Annotated in this window: 17 protein-coding genes; 13 read left to right on the plus strand and 4 right to left on the minus strand. The window is 49.7% G+C overall.

What is annotated here, in order from left to right:
* Window positions 1–4: 4 nt before the first annotated feature.
* Both AC0YOB_RS01965 and AC0YOB_RS01970 read right to left on the minus strand, forming a co-directional pair.
* Window positions 5–1132 carry a Ger(x)C family spore germination protein gene (locus tag AC0YOB_RS01965; protein ID WP_475791311.1) on the minus strand — a complete coding sequence of 376 codons (1128 nt, stop codon included), beginning with the start codon at window positions 1130–1132 and terminating at the stop codon, window positions 5–7.
* A gap of 5 nt (window positions 1133–1137) precedes the next feature.
* A complete protein-coding gene (locus AC0YOB_RS01970) occupies window positions 1138–2661 on the minus strand; it encodes a spore germination protein (protein WP_475791312.1) in 1524 nt (507 codons plus the stop codon).
* A 186-nt stretch (window positions 2662–2847) separates the two neighbouring features.
* Between AC0YOB_RS01970 and AC0YOB_RS01975 the strand changes: the two genes are divergently transcribed.
* The 5 genes from AC0YOB_RS01975 (at window position 2848) to AC0YOB_RS01995 (ending at window position 7413) form a co-directional block, all read left to right on the plus strand.
* Entirely contained in the window at window positions 2848–3588 is a 741-nt protein-coding gene (locus tag AC0YOB_RS01975) for a GTP pyrophosphokinase (protein ID WP_475765870.1), read from the plus strand.
* Window positions 3589–3634: 46 nt separating this feature from the next.
* On the plus strand, window positions 3635–4093 hold the full coding sequence (locus AC0YOB_RS01980) for a DUF2203 family protein (RefSeq protein ID WP_475791313.1): 459 nt from the start codon (window positions 3635–3637) through the stop codon (window positions 4091–4093).
* A gap of 120 nt (window positions 4094–4213) precedes the next feature.
* Window positions 4214–4588 carry a hypothetical protein gene (locus AC0YOB_RS01985; RefSeq protein ID WP_210039324.1) on the plus strand — a complete coding sequence of 125 codons (375 nt, stop codon included), beginning with the start codon at window positions 4214–4216 and terminating at the stop codon, window positions 4586–4588.
* 53 nt (window positions 4589–4641) lie between these two features.
* The gene (yidC, locus tag AC0YOB_RS01990) at window positions 4642–5421 is read left to right on the plus strand and encodes a membrane protein insertase YidC (protein ID WP_475792283.1); all 780 of its coding nucleotides are present in this window, start codon (window positions 4642–4644) and stop codon (window positions 5419–5421) included.
* Between the two features lie 660 nt (window positions 5422–6081).
* Complete coding sequence (locus tag AC0YOB_RS01995; RefSeq protein WP_475791314.1) at window positions 6082–7413, plus strand: arsenic transporter; 1332 nt, start codon at window positions 6082–6084, stop codon at window positions 7411–7413.
* Between the two features lie 239 nt (window positions 7414–7652).
* Here the strand turns inward: AC0YOB_RS01995 and AC0YOB_RS02000 are convergent, their stop codons facing one another.
* Both AC0YOB_RS02000 and AC0YOB_RS02005 read right to left on the minus strand, forming a co-directional pair.
* On the minus strand, window positions 7653–8396 hold the full coding sequence (locus AC0YOB_RS02000) for a phytanoyl-CoA dioxygenase family protein (protein WP_475791315.1): 744 nt from the start codon (window positions 8394–8396) through the stop codon (window positions 7653–7655).
* A 93-nt stretch (window positions 8397–8489) separates the two neighbouring features.
* A complete protein-coding gene (locus AC0YOB_RS02005; protein ID WP_475791316.1) occupies window positions 8490–9557 on the minus strand; it encodes a Gfo/Idh/MocA family protein in 1068 nt (355 codons plus the stop codon).
* A gap of 121 nt (window positions 9558–9678) precedes the next feature.
* On the opposite strand from AC0YOB_RS02005, the gene AC0YOB_RS02010 reads away from it, so the two are divergent.
* The 8 genes from AC0YOB_RS02010 (at window position 9679) to AC0YOB_RS02045 (ending at window position 16822) form a co-directional block, all read left to right on the plus strand.
* Entirely contained in the window at window positions 9679–10572 is an 894-nt protein-coding gene (locus AC0YOB_RS02010) for an AraC family transcriptional regulator (RefSeq protein WP_475791317.1), read from the plus strand.
* A 58-nt stretch (window positions 10573–10630) separates the two neighbouring features.
* Entirely contained in the window at window positions 10631–11530 is a 900-nt protein-coding gene (locus tag AC0YOB_RS02015) for an aldo/keto reductase (protein WP_475791318.1), read from the plus strand.
* Window positions 11527–12549, plus strand: a complete 1023-nt coding sequence (locus tag AC0YOB_RS02020) for an amidohydrolase family protein (RefSeq protein WP_475791319.1) — start codon at window positions 11527–11529, stop codon at window positions 12547–12549. The genes AC0YOB_RS02015 and AC0YOB_RS02020 overlap by 4 nt, the downstream gene beginning before the upstream one ends.
* A 250-nt stretch (window positions 12550–12799) precedes the next feature.
* Window positions 12800–13444, plus strand: a complete 645-nt coding sequence (locus AC0YOB_RS02025; RefSeq protein WP_475791320.1) for a restriction endonuclease — start codon at window positions 12800–12802, stop codon at window positions 13442–13444.
* Window positions 13445–13525: 81 nt separating this feature from the next.
* Window positions 13526–14254, plus strand: coding sequence for a hypothetical protein (locus AC0YOB_RS02030; protein ID WP_475791321.1), 729 nt, complete (start codon window positions 13526–13528; stop codon window positions 14252–14254).
* A gap of 238 nt (window positions 14255–14492) precedes the next feature.
* Window positions 14493–14846: a hypothetical protein gene (locus AC0YOB_RS02035; RefSeq protein WP_475791322.1), complete on the plus strand. Its 354-nt coding sequence runs from the start codon at window positions 14493–14495 to the stop codon at window positions 14844–14846.
* 199 nt (window positions 14847–15045) lie between these two features.
* Window positions 15046–15690 (plus strand): response regulator transcription factor, encoded by a 645-nt coding sequence (locus AC0YOB_RS02040; protein ID WP_475791323.1) that lies wholly within the window; start codon window positions 15046–15048, stop codon window positions 15688–15690.
* A gap of 22 nt (window positions 15691–15712) precedes the next feature.
* The gene (locus AC0YOB_RS02045) at window positions 15713–16822 is read left to right on the plus strand and encodes a sensor histidine kinase (RefSeq protein ID WP_475791324.1); all 1110 of its coding nucleotides are present in this window, start codon (window positions 15713–15715) and stop codon (window positions 16820–16822) included.
* The last annotated feature ends 39 nt before the right edge of the window (window positions 16823–16861 follow it).

Raw genomic sequence — 16861 nt, forward strand, 5'->3', positions numbered from 1 at the left:
CTGCTTATCCTCCTTCATCCAGCGCCGATTTGCCATCTTCCAGTCCCGTGTTGGTTATAGAGACCTTGACATCAAATTTGAATTCTGTCTGCTTTAAATGATCGCCCCAATCCTTTTTCATGGTTTCCCACTCCCGGGGATGATGCTGATAGATTGCGTTTCCAATGCCAAGAAGATCAATCTTGCTTTTCTTCATGGCTTGCGTGAAGGAGGTCAGCTGTTTTTCAATTTGTTTGACGATTTCACCCTGGTAAGCGTAAGCATCGGCGGTTGTTGCCAGTGAATGGCAGATAAGCTCGCGCACGGTAACATTGACCTTGATAGCTGCATGAACCTGAGGTATTCCCTGCTTCAGTCTGGTGGAGAGCTTGGTATGGAAGGAAACGACTTCAATGGAATCCCCTTTATCCGATTCATCGCAGGGAAGAACAATAATACCTTCATGATAGTTATTTTTGAGCATGTGATAGGCTTCAACCTCATTCGCCTTGAGAAGCTCTATCATTTTGTTTTTATTGACCACGGCTGCTCCTTTGAAATACGGATCCTTCCGCGGGACATCATCAAAGGTCATATAAGGAAGAACCGCCGTCTCTACAGCGCTGTCCAGCTCCAGTCTGAGATCAAGCAGCGACATCTGGATCGTCTTGCCCGAATAATAATAGGACGAACCTTCAACCTCATGGGTTTGCCGGCTGATTGTCGTCTCCATATAGGGTTTGGCGTACAGGTATGAGCTTGCATCTCCTTTAGTGACTACAATGCGCGTTGTAAGCCTCGGTTCATCGTCGCGGTAGAAAAAGTCGAGAATTTCTTTCCATCTTTCGGATTTCACCATTTTCTCACCGACCAATATGGTCTGCATATGGCTCCATTGCGCTTTACGGCCCAGACGCATCGTAATGTTGCGCGCTGCGTCGAACATGGTGCTGCCCTCCGTGCGGATATTGACATAGGAGCCGGATGGGTCGGTTTCACCCCTCGACGGCTTATAGAATTGTGAAGTCATAATGAGCTTGTCGTTCTCATCCAGATCCAGAGCAACCCCCAGAATGAATCCCCGCTCAATCAACTCTTTCCCGCTGCAGCCGCCAAGCAGACAGGCGCATAGTAGCAAGGCTATCCATCTCACCCTCATCATTCCTTTGCTGTATTAAGATCCGCCGCCCGTTTTGCCCTGGCAGCCGCTCTCATTCTCAGTTTGGTCGGGACGCGCACAAAAAGGTCAAACATCTGCATCATTCGCATGGGAGCGATAGGGGAGAAGAAGGGTTGTCCTAGTGTGCGCAGCGTCGCCAAATGAAGAAAAATGAGGATGTAGCCGATCATCAGACCAAAGCCTCCCCACATAAATGCAAGCACCATAAGCGGAAATAACAATATCCGCAGCGCGATCGCAAGCTCATACTGCGGCATGGAGAAGGACGCCATCCCGGTCAATGCAATAATGATAATCATGATGGGGGAGGCAATTCCAGCCCGTATCGCTGCTTCACCGATGATCAGGCAGCCTACGATACTGACGGCGGAACCGATGGGACGAGGCAGGCGTATGCCTGCTTCGCGCAGCAGCTCGAAGAAGAACTGCATGATTACAGCTTCGATAAACGCCGGGAAGGGAATGCCTTCCCTCGTGTCAAGAATCTTGAGCAGCAGGGTGGTCGGTATGAGCTCGGGATGAAAATTGGAGAGGGCAATGTAAAGGCTGGGCAGCGTAAGCGCGATAAAGAATGCGGCGATCCGCAGGAAACGGATCATCGATGCGTAGACCGGGCGCTGATAATAATCCTCGGCAGAATGGAACAGCTCGGTAAAGAAGGTCGGACAAATCATGGCCGATGTGGTACCGTCGGCCATGAGTATGATCTTGCCTTCCAGAAGCGAGCCGACCGCTACATCCGGACGTTCGGTAACACGATATTGGGAAAAGGGTGAATAGACGGAGTCCTCCACAAATTCACGGATGTAATTGGTATCCAGAGCATCGACTTTGTCTGCGCCCTCAAGGCGTTTTTTCAGCTCGGCCAGAACAGAAGGATCAACTTTCCCTTCCACATACCCTACCAAAAATCTTGTTTTGGTCAGCTTGCCAGCCTGATACATTTCAATTTTCAAATCCGGGGTTCGCAGCCGCAGACGAATCAGTGCAATATTCTTGTCCAGCTGCTCGACCATTCCTTCACGCGGGCCGTTGACAACGGCTTCGCTTGTAGGCTCCTCCACCTGTCTTCTCTCGACGCTGCCGGCGTCCAGGCTGACGACTTTGTCCCAGCCGTCGAAAATCAGGATAGCGTAACCGTCCAGCACAGCCTCGGTAATCTCGTTATAAGCAGTCAACAGCTCGTAAGACTGGAAAGCCGAGCTTTTGCGCTCGAAGAATTCGCGTATATTTTCAATCTGTATACTTTCCATGTCCCCAGATTCCGGAACCAGATCCTGCAGAGCGGAGTTCAACTGCCCGCCATCCATCTCCTGCGTAAGAGGCGCACAATAAATCATGGCTGCAGAGCCCTCGTAGGACGGTCCGAAATGGAAACGTTCATAAATAATGTCCTGGCAGTTTGCAAATATTTCCTTGATATGCTGCTCACTGGTCTTAAGATCAACGGAAATCCTATCGGCATTATTCTGTTTTGTATGCTCCTCAAAGTTCATTTCCATTAAGAATCCCCCTCGTCCAAGGAAGAGCTGATATTCGATCCATGGTATTATTTGCCGAAGCATGATATTTATGCAGGAGCGTATCCGGTTAATTGTCTGTTTTGCTTTGTTCCTACCGGCACGTTATGATGAAGGAATGATAGAGTTTGCTTTTTAAGGCGCATATTCGAAAGGAATGACAGAGGGATGGATTTTCAACAGATTACGCAGATCAAAAATTTTAAACAAGAGATTACGAGATTCCTGATGATGTATAAATTTGCCTTGAGCGAGATTGAGACCCGAATTGAAATTTTGCAGGAAGAATTTCAGATGCTGCATGACTACAACCCGATCGAGCATACCAAATCACGGCTGAAATCCCCGGAAAGCATCATGAATAAAATCATGAGGAAGAACTGCGATATTTCGTTTGCCAGCATCAGGCATCATATCAAGGATATAGCGGGGCTGCGGATTACCTGCTCGTTTATTTCGGATATTTACAGGGTCAGCGATATGCTGAGGAAACAGCATGATCTGGAAATTCTGGATGTGAAGGATTATATTCAAAAGCCCAAGTCAAACGGCTATCAAAGCCTTCATTTGCTGGTCAACGTGCCCATCTTCATGTCCGACCGCCAGGAGCATGTATGCGTGGAGATCCAGATCCGCACCATCGCCATGGATTTCTGGGCCAGCCTGGAGCATAAAATATTTTATAAATACAATCAGTCCGTGCCCTTGGAGCTTCTGCGGGAATTGAAGGAAGCCGCGGAATCGGCCAATGCGCTGGATCAGAAGATGGAACGGCTGCATAAGGAAATCGGACTCATAAAGGAAGAGCATCGTCTGGATGAAATGGATGAATTAGAACGACTGGTGATCAACAATCAGCAGTTCCAGCTTCCTCCGGCTTTTCTTAGGCTGATGGAAGACAAAGCCTGATTCCTGCCCGTTGATCATGCCATAGGCTTGGCCAGGCACATGTTCGTTGAAATCAGCATGTACGTATACTTGCACGAAGGAGAGGATTAAACTGGAGAAGAGAGGGTTTACGCCTGATGAAGCAAATGCGCTTCTGCCGCAGTTGAAGGAGGACTTGCTCCAGCTGCAGGAATTGACGAAACGGTTTGAAGAGCAGTATTCCGACCTGCAGAAGAGGAAGGCGTTACATAAGCAGGCAGCTGCCCCGGCAGGAGGCGAACAGGATCCTTTTTTTGAACGGGAGGGTCGACTCGAATTTCTCAAGATGGAAGCGGAGATGTTGATCGAGAACTTCACGAGAAAAGGCGTGCTGCTGAAAATGATCAACCCGGGGTTGATCGATTTTCCTGCCGTTCTGGATGGGGAGGAAGTGCTGATATGCTGGAAGGAAGGGGAACCGCGTGCCTCGCATTATCATGGCTGGCATGATGGATTTGCCGGACGCAAGCCGCTTCCCGGTGAATGAGGCGTTTCAACTGCAGAAGCAGATATTCCGACAAGAATCTGCATCGGCCTTCCGACCGATTCTTTAAGCTTCAAATTGGGTTAGAATGAACGGATAATACTTGGATGGGGGTGATTGTCATTGTTCGAGCTTCATGATGCGCTTGCGGATATTATGTCCATTTGTATTCTGTGCTCTTTTGCTTATCTCTATTTATTCTGGGTTCCGGCGGCAGCCGGGATGAATTGGACAAAGGTCGGCGAAGCGGCATACCCGCTGCCGCGCCTTGCGCAGCCTTCCGGAATCGTTCAGGCCCGGAGACAGCGGCTAACGCGGCAGACCAAGCGCAAGGAAGCGCCCGACGATGATTCATCCCCGTGTACGACCCTGTTGAATACGTGCATACACGATCAACAGGGAGGATGGTTATGGAAACCATGGAATTGGATAAGAAAGCAACTGCCATTCACAATAATCGCCGCGAAGAGCGGCGCAATGAGGCTGCAGGCGGCATAAAGAAAGGCAGCCGTAAATGGCAGCGAATCCTGCTGCTTGGCGGTGGCTTCGCCATGATTCTGCTGCTTGCCGGCTGCGGAACAGGCACAGTGGATGCCAACACGCCGGGATTTTTCAATCATTACGTCGTATTTCCGTTCTCCTGGATGATTGAACATTTTGCCGATTGGTTCGGCGGCAGCTTTGGCCTTGCGCTGATCGCGATCACGGTACTGGTTCGTCTGGCGCTGCTGCCGTTCATGATATCCCAGTACAAGCGCCAGCAAATCATGAAACGCAAGATGAGTACGATGCAGCCGGAGATCAATGCGATCAAGGAAAAGTATGCCAAATTCAAGGATGCCGAGTCGCAGCGCAAGCAGCAGCAGGAAACGATGGCGGTTTACAGCAAGCACGGGTATAATCCGCTTGCCCTGGGCTGTCTGCCGATGCTGCTGCAGATTCCGATTTTGTCCGGATTGTATTATGCCATACGGATGACCCCGGACCTGGCCCAGCATACGTTTTTGTGGTTCCAGCTGGGAAGTCCGGATAAGATCCTGCCGTTCCTGGCGGCAGCCGTATATCTGCTTCAGGCCAAAATAACGCAATCCGCCAACCCTCCGATGAACGGACAGATGGGGATGAGCTGGATCATCTATCTTTCCCCGGTGATGATGGGATTTTTCTCGTTCTCGGTTCCTGCCGCCATCCCGCTTTACTGGTGCGTCGGCGGTCTGATCGTCGTCCTGCAGACGATGCTGGCCAAACGGCTGTATCCGCCGGACATTCTTCCTGCGGTGATACCTGATCCGCCCAAAGCGCATCCGCCCAAACGCAGATTGAAAGCATAACGATCAGCATGAACATCATAGGATTGAACAGCCCCGGAGCATGTGCTTCGGGGTTTTTTAGCTTTCGCCGCCAATAGACGGCGCCAGCCTGTTTCTTATTTGCGCTGAATGCCTGCAGCGGCTGGATAAAGAAATGAAACGATCAGAGACGAGGTGTGTGACATTGTCGCGGGCAACCGCTACCGCTTATTTGGCCGAAAGGATGCCTGCTTGCTGCCTTCGGCAGAGCTTGGAAGCAGGTTTGCCGAAGACGAGGATGAAGATCAGGACATTCTCCTGAAAATGTAAAACAGAAGCCGATTGTGACAGGCAATACAGCCGTCATGAGACATACGCCTTGGCAGAGCCCTTGAAAAGGGGCTTTTTTTGGCATTCTGGGTACAGCAATTATAGGTAATCATCTATGCTCTGCATCTATCACTGAGAGATAAACATCAAGGATTGATACTAGCAGATTTTCATAGAATAGAGGTTATTGACCAGTACGAGCCATCTATCTTGCACGTATACATACAGTACATCCTTGAATATCTAAAGCATGTTAAGGGGGGAGACCATCTATGAGAGGCCTTGGGAGAACGTAATGAATCTGCGAAACAACATTAAAGGCAAAGGAGAATGGATAAATAGAAAACTCGTAATCTGAAAAGAGGTTTAATCATGAATGACTTAATGGTCATTATTACCGTCTGCTCCTTCCTGCTGACGATCGGCTTTATATTCTGGCGTCCGAATGTAAATGAGGCTATACCTGCAACGGTGGGAGCTTTTTTTGTAATAGCAAGCGGAAGTGTTTCATTGGCTGACCTTGGAGTCATCACGGGTACCATAAGCGGTGCCGCCGTTACTATTATAGCCACCATTGTGATGGCCATTGTACTCGAGAGCTTCGGCTTCTTCTACTGGTCCGCTGAAATCCTCACAAGAAAAGCGAAAGGATCAGGCATCCGTCTTTTCTGGTACACCAACTTGTTTTGTTTTCTCATGACGCTGTTCGTGAACAATGATGGCAGTATTCTGATCACGACCCCGATCCTGCTGATGCTGCTGCGTAATTTGGGATTAAAGAACGCACAAAAAATCCCGTATTTGATATCCGGCGCATTGATTGCTACGGCCTCAAGCGCCCCGATAGGAGTAAGCAACATCGTGAATCTGATTGCGCTCAAGATCGTCCATATGGATCTATACATGCATTCCGCGATGATGTTTATCCCCGCATCGCTGGGACTTGTTCTGCTGGCCAGTCTTCTGTTCGCGGTGTTCTACCGGGTCATTCCCTCCAAAATACCTACAATGACGACATGGAATTTTATGCCGGGCAGCCATCCGTTAAAGGGGGACACACCAAAAGAGAACCGGAACAGATTTATGATCAAAATTCTGATTTTTGTATTTCTCGTTCGGCTAAGTCTGTTCGTCGCTTCCTACATTCATTTCCCCGTCTCTGTCATGGCGGTAATCGGATCAACGCTCTTGCTGCTGTGGAGATGGAGGTATTTGAAAATTTCACCTGCAGATATGTTAAAGAAAACACCCTGGTATATCCTCATTTTCGCGTTCGGTATGTATGTAATCATCTACGGCTTGAATAATATTGGTTTAACCCAGTGGCTGATCCAGCTTCTCCATCCCATTGTTACGGGAAGTCTGCTCAATGCAAGCGTATCGATGGGCATTCTGCTGACGGTTCTATCCAATTTATTCAATAATCATCCGGCGTTGATGATCGGGACGATTACCCTGACGAATATCGGACTCGATCCGCTTATGCTGAAGATTTCCTATCTGGCGAGTGTGATCGGCAGCGATGTCGGTTCGCTGCTCCTGCCAATCGGTACACTTGCTACCTTGATGTGGATGCATATTGTCAAGAAGGGCGGCGTGAAAATAACCTGGGGTCAATACTTTAAGGTGACTTCAATCGTTATTCCGATCACTCTTATTTTTACACTGGTTGTGCTGACCTATTGGGTCGCTTGGCTATTTTAATCCGGGAGGGAATGAAATTGAACAGGATGGAAGCTGGCAATGGAACATTCAAACAAAATCACCCCAAAAAAAAGACCTCCAAAGAGAAGGTCACAAGAAGAGAGTAAAGCACAACACATTCTATGTAAGTATGAATCGAAAAGCATGGGTATTCGTGTGCAGCAAGAAAAGGAGGCGAAACGGAAACCTCCGCATAGAGGCCGGGAACCTGCAGGTTTCCGGCCTTGCTGTGCGACAATTCACTTGACCCCAGGCCAATGAAGCCAAATATCGGTCATAGGAGCCCGCCAATCGTTGTGATGATCCACATGCGTCACACGAAAAAAGATAGCGTACCTGGGAAACGGCGAGACATTAGGCGCAACGCTATGCGCCAGCTGGTAGTGTACAAGAAACACATCTCCAGGTTCACCCGTCGTCTGAACAGGCTGCGGAAGCTCAACCGGCGGCATCCCCTTAAGCAGAGAGTCCGCACCATGCTCGCGAAAATACTGCTCGTACATCCGGTGTGTTCCCGGCCAAACGGTGAAATTGCCTGCTTGCTGCTGCCGGACAGGCGAGAGCAGCACGCCGACGAGCATGGTAAAGTTGCCGATTGTGCCTTCGGGAACGCCGTTGTGCGGCGAATACATGCCATCCAGATGGGGGGAGGAAGCTCTAGGCGGATCCTGCAGCGAAGGAAAACGGATGGCAATCTGGCCATAGTTAACCGGACGGGCGTTATTCGCACCGAGCAGCGAATCGACCATGCTCTTGACAGGCGTTTGGTTAAACAAGTCTACGATCGGAGCTTCACCTTGCAGCTCCGGGCAGTAGGACTGGGCGCGGTACCTTGTGATGTCTTCGACATTCATCCCGTTCCCGATGGAATGGTTGATATGACGCATGGCATGATCCACCATAATAGGCGGAATGACACCGGGAACCTTAAGGAAACCCTGATTGACCAAGGATTGCTTCTGCTCTGATGTGAGCAAACTCATGGGCTGTACCTCCTTATATATCAAGAATGCACCGCCGCTTGGAGACCGGCGGTGCTTATTCTTGTTATCGTTCAAGTCCCAATAGGAAACGGATTAAATGGTCCAGTCCAGCTTCACTTCTTGTCCGGTGCGGGAGGATTCATAGATCGCATCAAGCACCAGATTGCTTGTAAATCCGGTCATGGCGGATGTCAGCGGCTGTTTGCCTTCCCGGATGCACTCCAGAAAGTGGCGGCTCAGGCGAAGGCGTGCGCCTTCATCATTTTGCGGCGTACCCAGCTCGGTATCAATCGGACGCATGAATTTCTCTGTCAGCAGCTTGCCTGCATCGCCCCGGTAGCTGGCTCCGCCTTCCGTTCCCATCAAATGAATGAACGGTGAGTTGTCGGTATCCATATGAACGGCCCAGCTGACCTCCAGCGTCAATGTGCTGCCATCCTCCATCCGGATCATCGCCGTTCCCAGATCCTCTACATCATAGCGGCCGTCCCAATCCGGGGTTCCCCATGTGCCGATGCCTTTGCGCTCCGGACCAAATTTGGCATACGTTGCACCCGAGACGGCAATCGGCTTCGGACTGCCCATCAGATGGAGAGCCAGATCGAGCAAATGCACGCCGATATCGATAAGAGGTCCGCCGCCGGACTCATCCTTCCGGGTAAACCAGGTTCCCCAGCCGGGAATGCCTTTGCGGCGGAACCATCCGGCTTTGGCGGTATAGATCTCGCCGAGTTCTCCGGCTTCAACCTGCTGCTTGATCTGCATGGGAACCGATTCCCATCTCATCTGATGGGCGACCATCAGCGTTTTGTCCGATTCGCGGCTGGCTCTTACGATTTGACGGGCTGCGTCGACATTCAGTCCCATAGGCTTCTCCAGCAGCACATGCTTCCCTGCAGCCAGCACCTGGACAGCAAGCGGAGCGTGGAATTGATTGGGTACACCAATGATGACAGCGTCGATATCCGGGCTGTTGATCAGATCATCGTTCGTTTGGAATACTCTGGGGATGTTGAACTGGGCTGCGCGCTGCTCCGCGCGTGCCAGATTAAGATCCGTTACGCCGGCGATCTCGCATTCCTGGGGGAGCTTGGAGAATTCCCCCATATGTACCCCTCCGATATTGCCTGCGCCAATAATCCCGATTCTGATTTTACTCATTCGTATTTTCGCTCCTTTGGCTTGTACGTAAACGCTTCATTTCATGTTAAAATAGATTCGGAAGAAATGTATGCCAATTGTTTCGAAGAATATCCCAATATTTCGATAGGGGAGCCCTCACATGACCTATTTCCCTAAAAATTTAAAATCGTACCCGAACATGGATTCATCCCTTCCGCTGCATATCAAGATCAACCGGCTCAAGAACGGCTATCCCAGCCACCGGCATGATTTTCTCGAATTCTCGTATGTGATCGAGGGGAAGGGGCACGAGACCATTAACGGCATCCCGCATCCCATGATACCCGGTACCTTCACGTTCATTCTACCTTACCAGATTCATGAGATTCATACCGATCCGGGCCAGACGCTAGTCCTGGTCAACTGCATGTTCAGCATGAGTCTGCTCATGGAAGGTGGAGGGCAGACGGAGCTGGACCGTCTGCTGACGGAAGATGAGGATCTGGCGTCATTCGTGCAGCTTGGCGGACGCGATCATGAACGCTTCTGCGATCATCTTCATGATATGCTTGATGAATATGAGGGAAGCGAGCGCCTGCGGGCCTCGATGCTCAGAGCGAAGCTGACGGAGCTCTTGGTACTCTTCGACCGGAAGCGCAGGGCAGGCCAACTGGCATCCGCAGAGACGGCAAACGGCTCCGGCAAGCTCAATCCCACATGGCGCATTATTCATTATATTCAGAGTCATTACCAGGAAAGCCTTACCCTGTCCGATCTGGCGGTGAAATTCTCCATGAGCATGTCGCGGATCAGCGAACGGATCAAGGAAATGACGGATTTGACATTCGTTCAATTTTTGAACGATCTGAGGATACGCCATGCCTGCAGCCTTCTGGTCTCGACGATGATGAATATTACGGAGATTGCCTACGAGGTCGGATACGGATCGTACAAAACCTTCTCGCGTTTGTTCAGGGAGCAGAAAGGGGTCGTGCCCACCGATTACCGCAAGCTGAAGATGCAGCAGGCCTATGCGAAAACCGGCCAGCTGTAGCGGAATTCCGGGCTTACGGGCGCGATCTACCATTTATGCATACAAGGAGGAGTTACCCGTGAAGTATACGACATTGGGCAAAACAGGGCAGAACGTAAGCCGTCTGGCCGTGGGCGGCTATCCGTTCTCGGGCGTCAACAAAGCGCAAGACTGGGACCCGTACAGCAAGCAGGGAAGAGCGGATGCGATCGGCGTCGTTCATGCAGCGCTGGATTCCGGCATTAATTATGTCGACACGGCTCCCGCCTATGGCAGCGGACACAGCGAAAGCATCATCGGGGATGCCCTGCAGGGCAGACGCGGTCAATGCCTGGTGGCTACCAAGGTGACATGGCCCGATTCCTGGGCGGGCATCGGCAAGGAAGGCGTTATTCGCGGCGTGGAGGACAGCCTTGCGCGGCTGAAAATGGATTATGTCGACGTGATCCAGTTTCATGGCGGCGTCTTTTCGCATGAAGACTCACAGGCTATTCTGAACAGCGGGCCGATGGAAGCCCTGCAAACACTAAGAGAGCAGGGCAAGGTCAGATGGCTGGGGATCACGACAGAGGATGCCTGCTCCATTCTGGAATTGATCGATACGGATTTGTTCGACGTCATCCAGATCAATTACAACCTGATCTATCAGAATGCCGCGCTTCATCTGCTTGACAGGGCTGCGGAGAAGCAGCTGGGCGTTGCCGTTATGAGGCCGATGACCTCGGGGATTTTACAGCGGATGCTGGAGCATCTGGCTCCCGGGCTTCTTGCAAGCGAGGATATTTATGCGCTCTGCCTGAAGTTTCTGCTTTCGGATTCCAGAGTCCACATGCTGAACGTCGGTGCGAGATGGCCGGAGGAAGTCGAGCGCAACGTGCGGCTTCTGGACGAATTTGTACCGGAATTCGATATTGCCGATCTGCCGCGTTTTACGGGCAAAATCTATGAGTCGGACGACAGGAGAAACGGACTGCTATGAGCATGAGCCAAACACAAGGAGAGAGGATTGATCATATGAATTACGCAGCAGATGCCTACTCGCATATCGGTCTGCCCCGTTATGGCGGGATTGAGGACTTTGTGAACAACATGAAACGGTTCGGACTGCGGAAGTCGGTCATGGTGCTGTTCAACGCCGTTCCCGAGTTCGCCAGTCTGTTCGCAGGCATCCGCGATTATCCGGAGGTCATCCGGGGAGTCGGAATCCCGTTCGGTCAGACGCCGGAGCAGCGTATGGAGCTTGTTCTGCTGCAGCTTCAGGCGGGCGTCATCGGCATCAGAATGGAAGCCGGTGAAGCGCTTGGCAATCCCGACATTCTCAAGCTGCTCGGGGAGCAGGGGAAATGGGTGTTCGCCCTCACTCCCTTCCACTCGGAGGAGCTTACCCGGATGTATCTGAATTGGCTGGAGCAGTATCCGGCCGGGAGGATCGCATCGCCCCATCTGCTGTACACCGAGGCCGCATCCGCCGGTTTCCGGGACAGGCCGTCCGTCAAGGAGCTGCTGGGCCATCCAAGATTTCACGCCATCTTCTCCAGACATGGAGGGCATGGAAGCACGCTTCCTTATCCGCATCGGGATTTTCTGCCCTGGGTGTCGTTCGTCCTGGAGTGGGCCGGCTATGAACGGACCATGTGGGGGAGCGAATATCCGGTCATCTATTCGCGCAATGAGACGATGCCTGCCTGCATCTCGTGGCTCGCGGAGATCGGTGCAGGGCTGTCGGAGCAGCAGCTGAGGAAGGTCATGCACGACAACGCGGAGCGTGTCTTCTTCTCAGACCCCGCACCGGACAGCAGACCTGTCATCATCCCGGACTGGGTAGCCGGACAATTCAACCATGAGCAGACGGTGAGAATTTACAATCAGGACGGCTACGAGCTGCCCCTTGACGTATACGGCAAGCTGATCAACGGATATTTGCAGTCGGAGGAGCTGACCGCGGGCATATCCTTCGCGGATTATTTTGTGAAACGGATTGTCTCATTCTTGAATTAATCTTGAAATAGTATAGTTAAATTAATATTCAATTCTTGCAGGTTAGAGCGACAGTTTGCTAACATGCATTTCATTAAAGATATGAATCAGCCACTCTCTATAAAGGAGTGGTTTTTTTATGATGTTGATAATGAATTCAACTTTTTTGTTGTTGAAGTTTTCCGATGCGTGGTAGAATTTAACTATTCTCTCAGCTGTTTTAGTTCTATAGGCTTAATTCAAAGAAAGAGTAAAGATGGAGGTCCTCAGTTTGTTTGCATACATAATCCCCACATTCGTAATTATATTTGCAATAACATTTATTTGGTTTGTAGCGAGGCATAAACGGAAAAATCAGACTCGAAGTTTGTCAGTACAAGAGGATTATGACCTTAAAGAGATTGATATTGCAAGAATTGATAGAATGGAAGATGGTTCTGAATTTGAGATGTATCTGTACAGATTATTTCTTGAACTAGGTTATCGAGGCGTGTATAAGACAGTAGGGGCCAGAGATTTTGGCGCAGATGTTGTTTTTACTGACCGAGAGGGTGTAAGGAATGTGGTACAGGCGAAGCGTTACACTGATTCAGTTGGCATAAGCGCAGTGCAGGAAGTTTTCTCTTGTATGAGGTATTACAAAGCAAAAAAAGCTATTGTGATAGCATCCGCCAAGTTTACAGAGCCTTCTGAAACACTTGCAGGAATAAATCATGTGAAGCTGCTGGATCGTGATGATTTAATAAGCATAATTGAAGCATTCAAGAAGGATGATATTCAAGCGGTCAAAGACAGAATTGAAGCCGAGCCAAGGATGATCTTGGAATCATGGAGAGAAGCTAATAGCCCCGTACTTCATGAAATTAAAAAGGATTATAAAGCGGAACAGTATGTGAAGAAAGCAATGGGTAAATGAATTGGAGAAGGCGATTGAAAACAATCTTGAAGGTAGTATTGGATTCCCTGTAAGGGATAGAATGAAAGGAGTTAATAGTTCATGTTTACTTATAATAAGTTAATAAGAGACAAAATTCCTAAAATCATTGAAACTAAAGGCAAAAAAGCCGAAGTAAGAGTTCTTGATGATGTTGAGTATAAACTGATGCTTGATGTAAAGCTTCAGGAAGAACTTGATGAATATAGAGCCGCGATTAATGATGAAGATAAAGTTGAGGAATTAGTTGATCTAGTTGAGTTGATCTATGGGATTCTGGAGAGTAAATGTGTAAGTATTAAGGAATTTGAGAAATTGAGATTGACGAAGAAGGACAAGCGCGGTGGTTTTAAGGAGAAGTTATTTCTAATTGGCGTTGATGAAAATGAAAAGGAAAATATCTTCAAGCAATACAATTCTCAGGAAGAGCAAATTGCAAGAGAAGTAGATAGATACATAGAATCACAGTTTAATGGAATTGAAATAAAATCGCCTGTAACAGATTGTATTGGTTATAAAATTGTTGATACTAAAAAATTCGCAAGCTTGACAACCCAAGATAAGCACAGTTTGATTTTGCATATTGGAAAGAAAAACGAGAAGAAAGGTACAGAGTTACAAAGAGAAATTGATAAGGTATTAGGAAAATCCTTTCCAAGAACTAAGTCTGATGACACTAGATACACTCATCAAGCATTTATTAAGCTGGAATGGGTTGATGATCTTGATCAGATAAAGTCTTTCATAGATAAGGCATACGAGTTGAGAAAGCAAAGGGAAGCTAATAAATAAAGATAAGAAAACAAAAAAACTGCATTCTTTGATAATTGGGTCATCATTTCAGCAAAATATGGTTTTTTGTTATAGAGCCACCAGCCACGATCGAGTAGGAATAAGCAGCATCCATCAAAAGGGGTACTACGCCATGTAGTACCTCTTTTGGCGATGTCCCATGAAAGTTGGAGCTAAGCAGATACCCCTGAGGCACCTAGAATGGAATATAAGAAGGAAGGCCAAGGGGGAGAATGCAATGATGTTTGTGCTGGCGGGTTATATGCAGCTGGGCGTGACGGCGGGCAGTCTTGCGGTCCCGCTTCTGCTGAATTGGCGGGGAGATCTGTGCAAAGTCCGACCACTGATCAAACAAATATTTTGGACCTATGCCGGTTATATTCTGTGCACCAATCTATTTTTTGCGGTTCTGTCGATATTCCTGGCACCAAGCTTAACGGACGGATCCAAGCTCTCCACGGCGGTTTGCCTGTTTATCGCACTGTATTGGGGAGCGAGGCTCGGGATACAGTTCTTCTATTTTGAAAACGGCCTGCCTCGAGGCGGAGTTTATTTGGTTGGGGAATGGCTTCTGATGCTGTGTCCCGGTTAAGCTGCTGCTTCCGGATGCTTTTCTCCACTCGCTGATTTGGCCGTTTGCCGGCATCTGCTCCTCCAACTGTTGATAGATGCGGCTTGAATCTCCTCTTCGACGGATCCTACTTTTCCCTGCATGAAGGTCTTCGCTGTACTTTTGTTGAACTAAATAGATAACCTGACCGCAGATGGATATGATTATAGGGAGTGTGCAGATGAAGATCAGAGTGTTAATCGCAGACGACAATTCGTTCATCCGCGAAGGGATGCGGATTATTTTGCATTCCTTTGAGGAGTTTGAGGTTGTGGCAACCGTCGGAGACGGAGCGGAAGCGGTTGAATTTTGCAAAGCCAACGAGGTGGATGTGGCACTGCTTGACGTCCGTATGCCCAATATGAACGGAGTAGAGGCAACCAGACGGCTGACGGAGGAAACGAAGACAAGACCGCTCATCCTGACCACCTTCGACGATGATGAGTATATTTTGGATGCGATCCGTTTCGGTGCCAGAGGCTACCTGCTCAAGAACAATGATCCGGAGCGGATCCGCGACGCCATCAAGAGCGTGCATAACGGCCATAATGTGCTGCAGGATGTCGCACTCGACAAGCTGAAATCCAGTATGGGCGCGCCGGCGCCGGCCGATTCCGGCACGGCCTTCGACCGCAGTCCGTTCACGGAGCGCGAGCTTGATGTGATGGCGCTCATTGCGAAGGGGTACTCCAACAAGGAAATCTCCAAGGAACTGTTTATTTCTGAAGGTACCATCGCCAATTACATTACCTCCATCCTGAGCAAGACCACACTGGAGCACCGCACTCAGATCGCCATTTATTATTTGACGGGTAAAATCCGCTGAACGAAAGGATTCGAAGAAACACATGGAATTATGGACTGTCGGCAATAAAACCATTTTGCTTCTCTATGTCATCGCGGCTTCATATTTTGCCGTCTCAGAGCCGATCCACTGGCTGGTGCTGTACTACCTGATCTATTTGGCGATGAATCTGGTTGTTCATATTGTAAAGGACCCTCGCGTCAAGCAAGGCATCATTGGGGGCATTATCCTCTATCTCATCGGCTGTGCAGCGTATGTGCATCCGTACTTTATCCTGCTCCTGCCGCTCAGCGCCTATGAGCTGTCTTCGTTCCGGATCCAGAACCAGGTATATGTGCTGATGCTTGTTCTGCTGCCTTTGCTCTTCATGCGCAGCTCCATGCTGGCGCTGTATGGTTTTACAGCGGTGCTGAGTTTCTTCAATTATGTCATGATCCGCAAGTATATGGCCAGAGTAAACAAGCAGGAGGACAGCCTGGAGCGGATGCGCGGCGATCTTCACCGGCTTTCGAAGAAGCAGAATGAGAACCGGGATTTTCTGAGGACTACGGAATATACGGCCAAGCTCGAGGAGCGCAGCCGGCTGTCACAGGAAATTCACGACGGCATCGGTCATGCCATGACAGGGGCTCTGATTCAGATGGAGGCGGCCAAGCGGCTGATGGCTGACGATCCTGCCGCGGCAGAGACGCTGCTGCAGAACGCTATCGGCATCTCCAAGGAAGGAATCGAGCAGATCCGGCTGACGCTCAAAAACACCAAACCGCTCAAGGAGCAGCTTGGGCTCAGCCGTCTGAAGTCCATCGTGGAAGCCTTCGGAGGCCGGACAGGGCTCTTGACAAGCGTTGTGCATGAAGGGGATATGGAGGTCATTACGCCCCTGCAGTGGAAAATCATTCACGAGAATGTGACGGAATCATTAACCAATGCCGCCAAATATGCCAGCGCAACGGCGATTCATGTGGAAATCAGGGTGCTCAACCGGTTCATCAAAGCGGTGGTATCGGATAATGGACAGGGGGCGCCGAAGGTTGTAAAGGGACTGGGACTGATCGGTATGGAGGAGCGTGCGGCCGCCATGAACGGTACGGTAATCGCCGACGGAACAAGAGGATTTATTGTCACGACCCTGCTTCCGAGCGGCGCGAAGTGAAGAATCTCACCCCAGGCTGTGGGCGCATTCATCATAAAA

Source organism: Paenibacillus sp. JT31N17 (genome assembly GCF_056269255.1).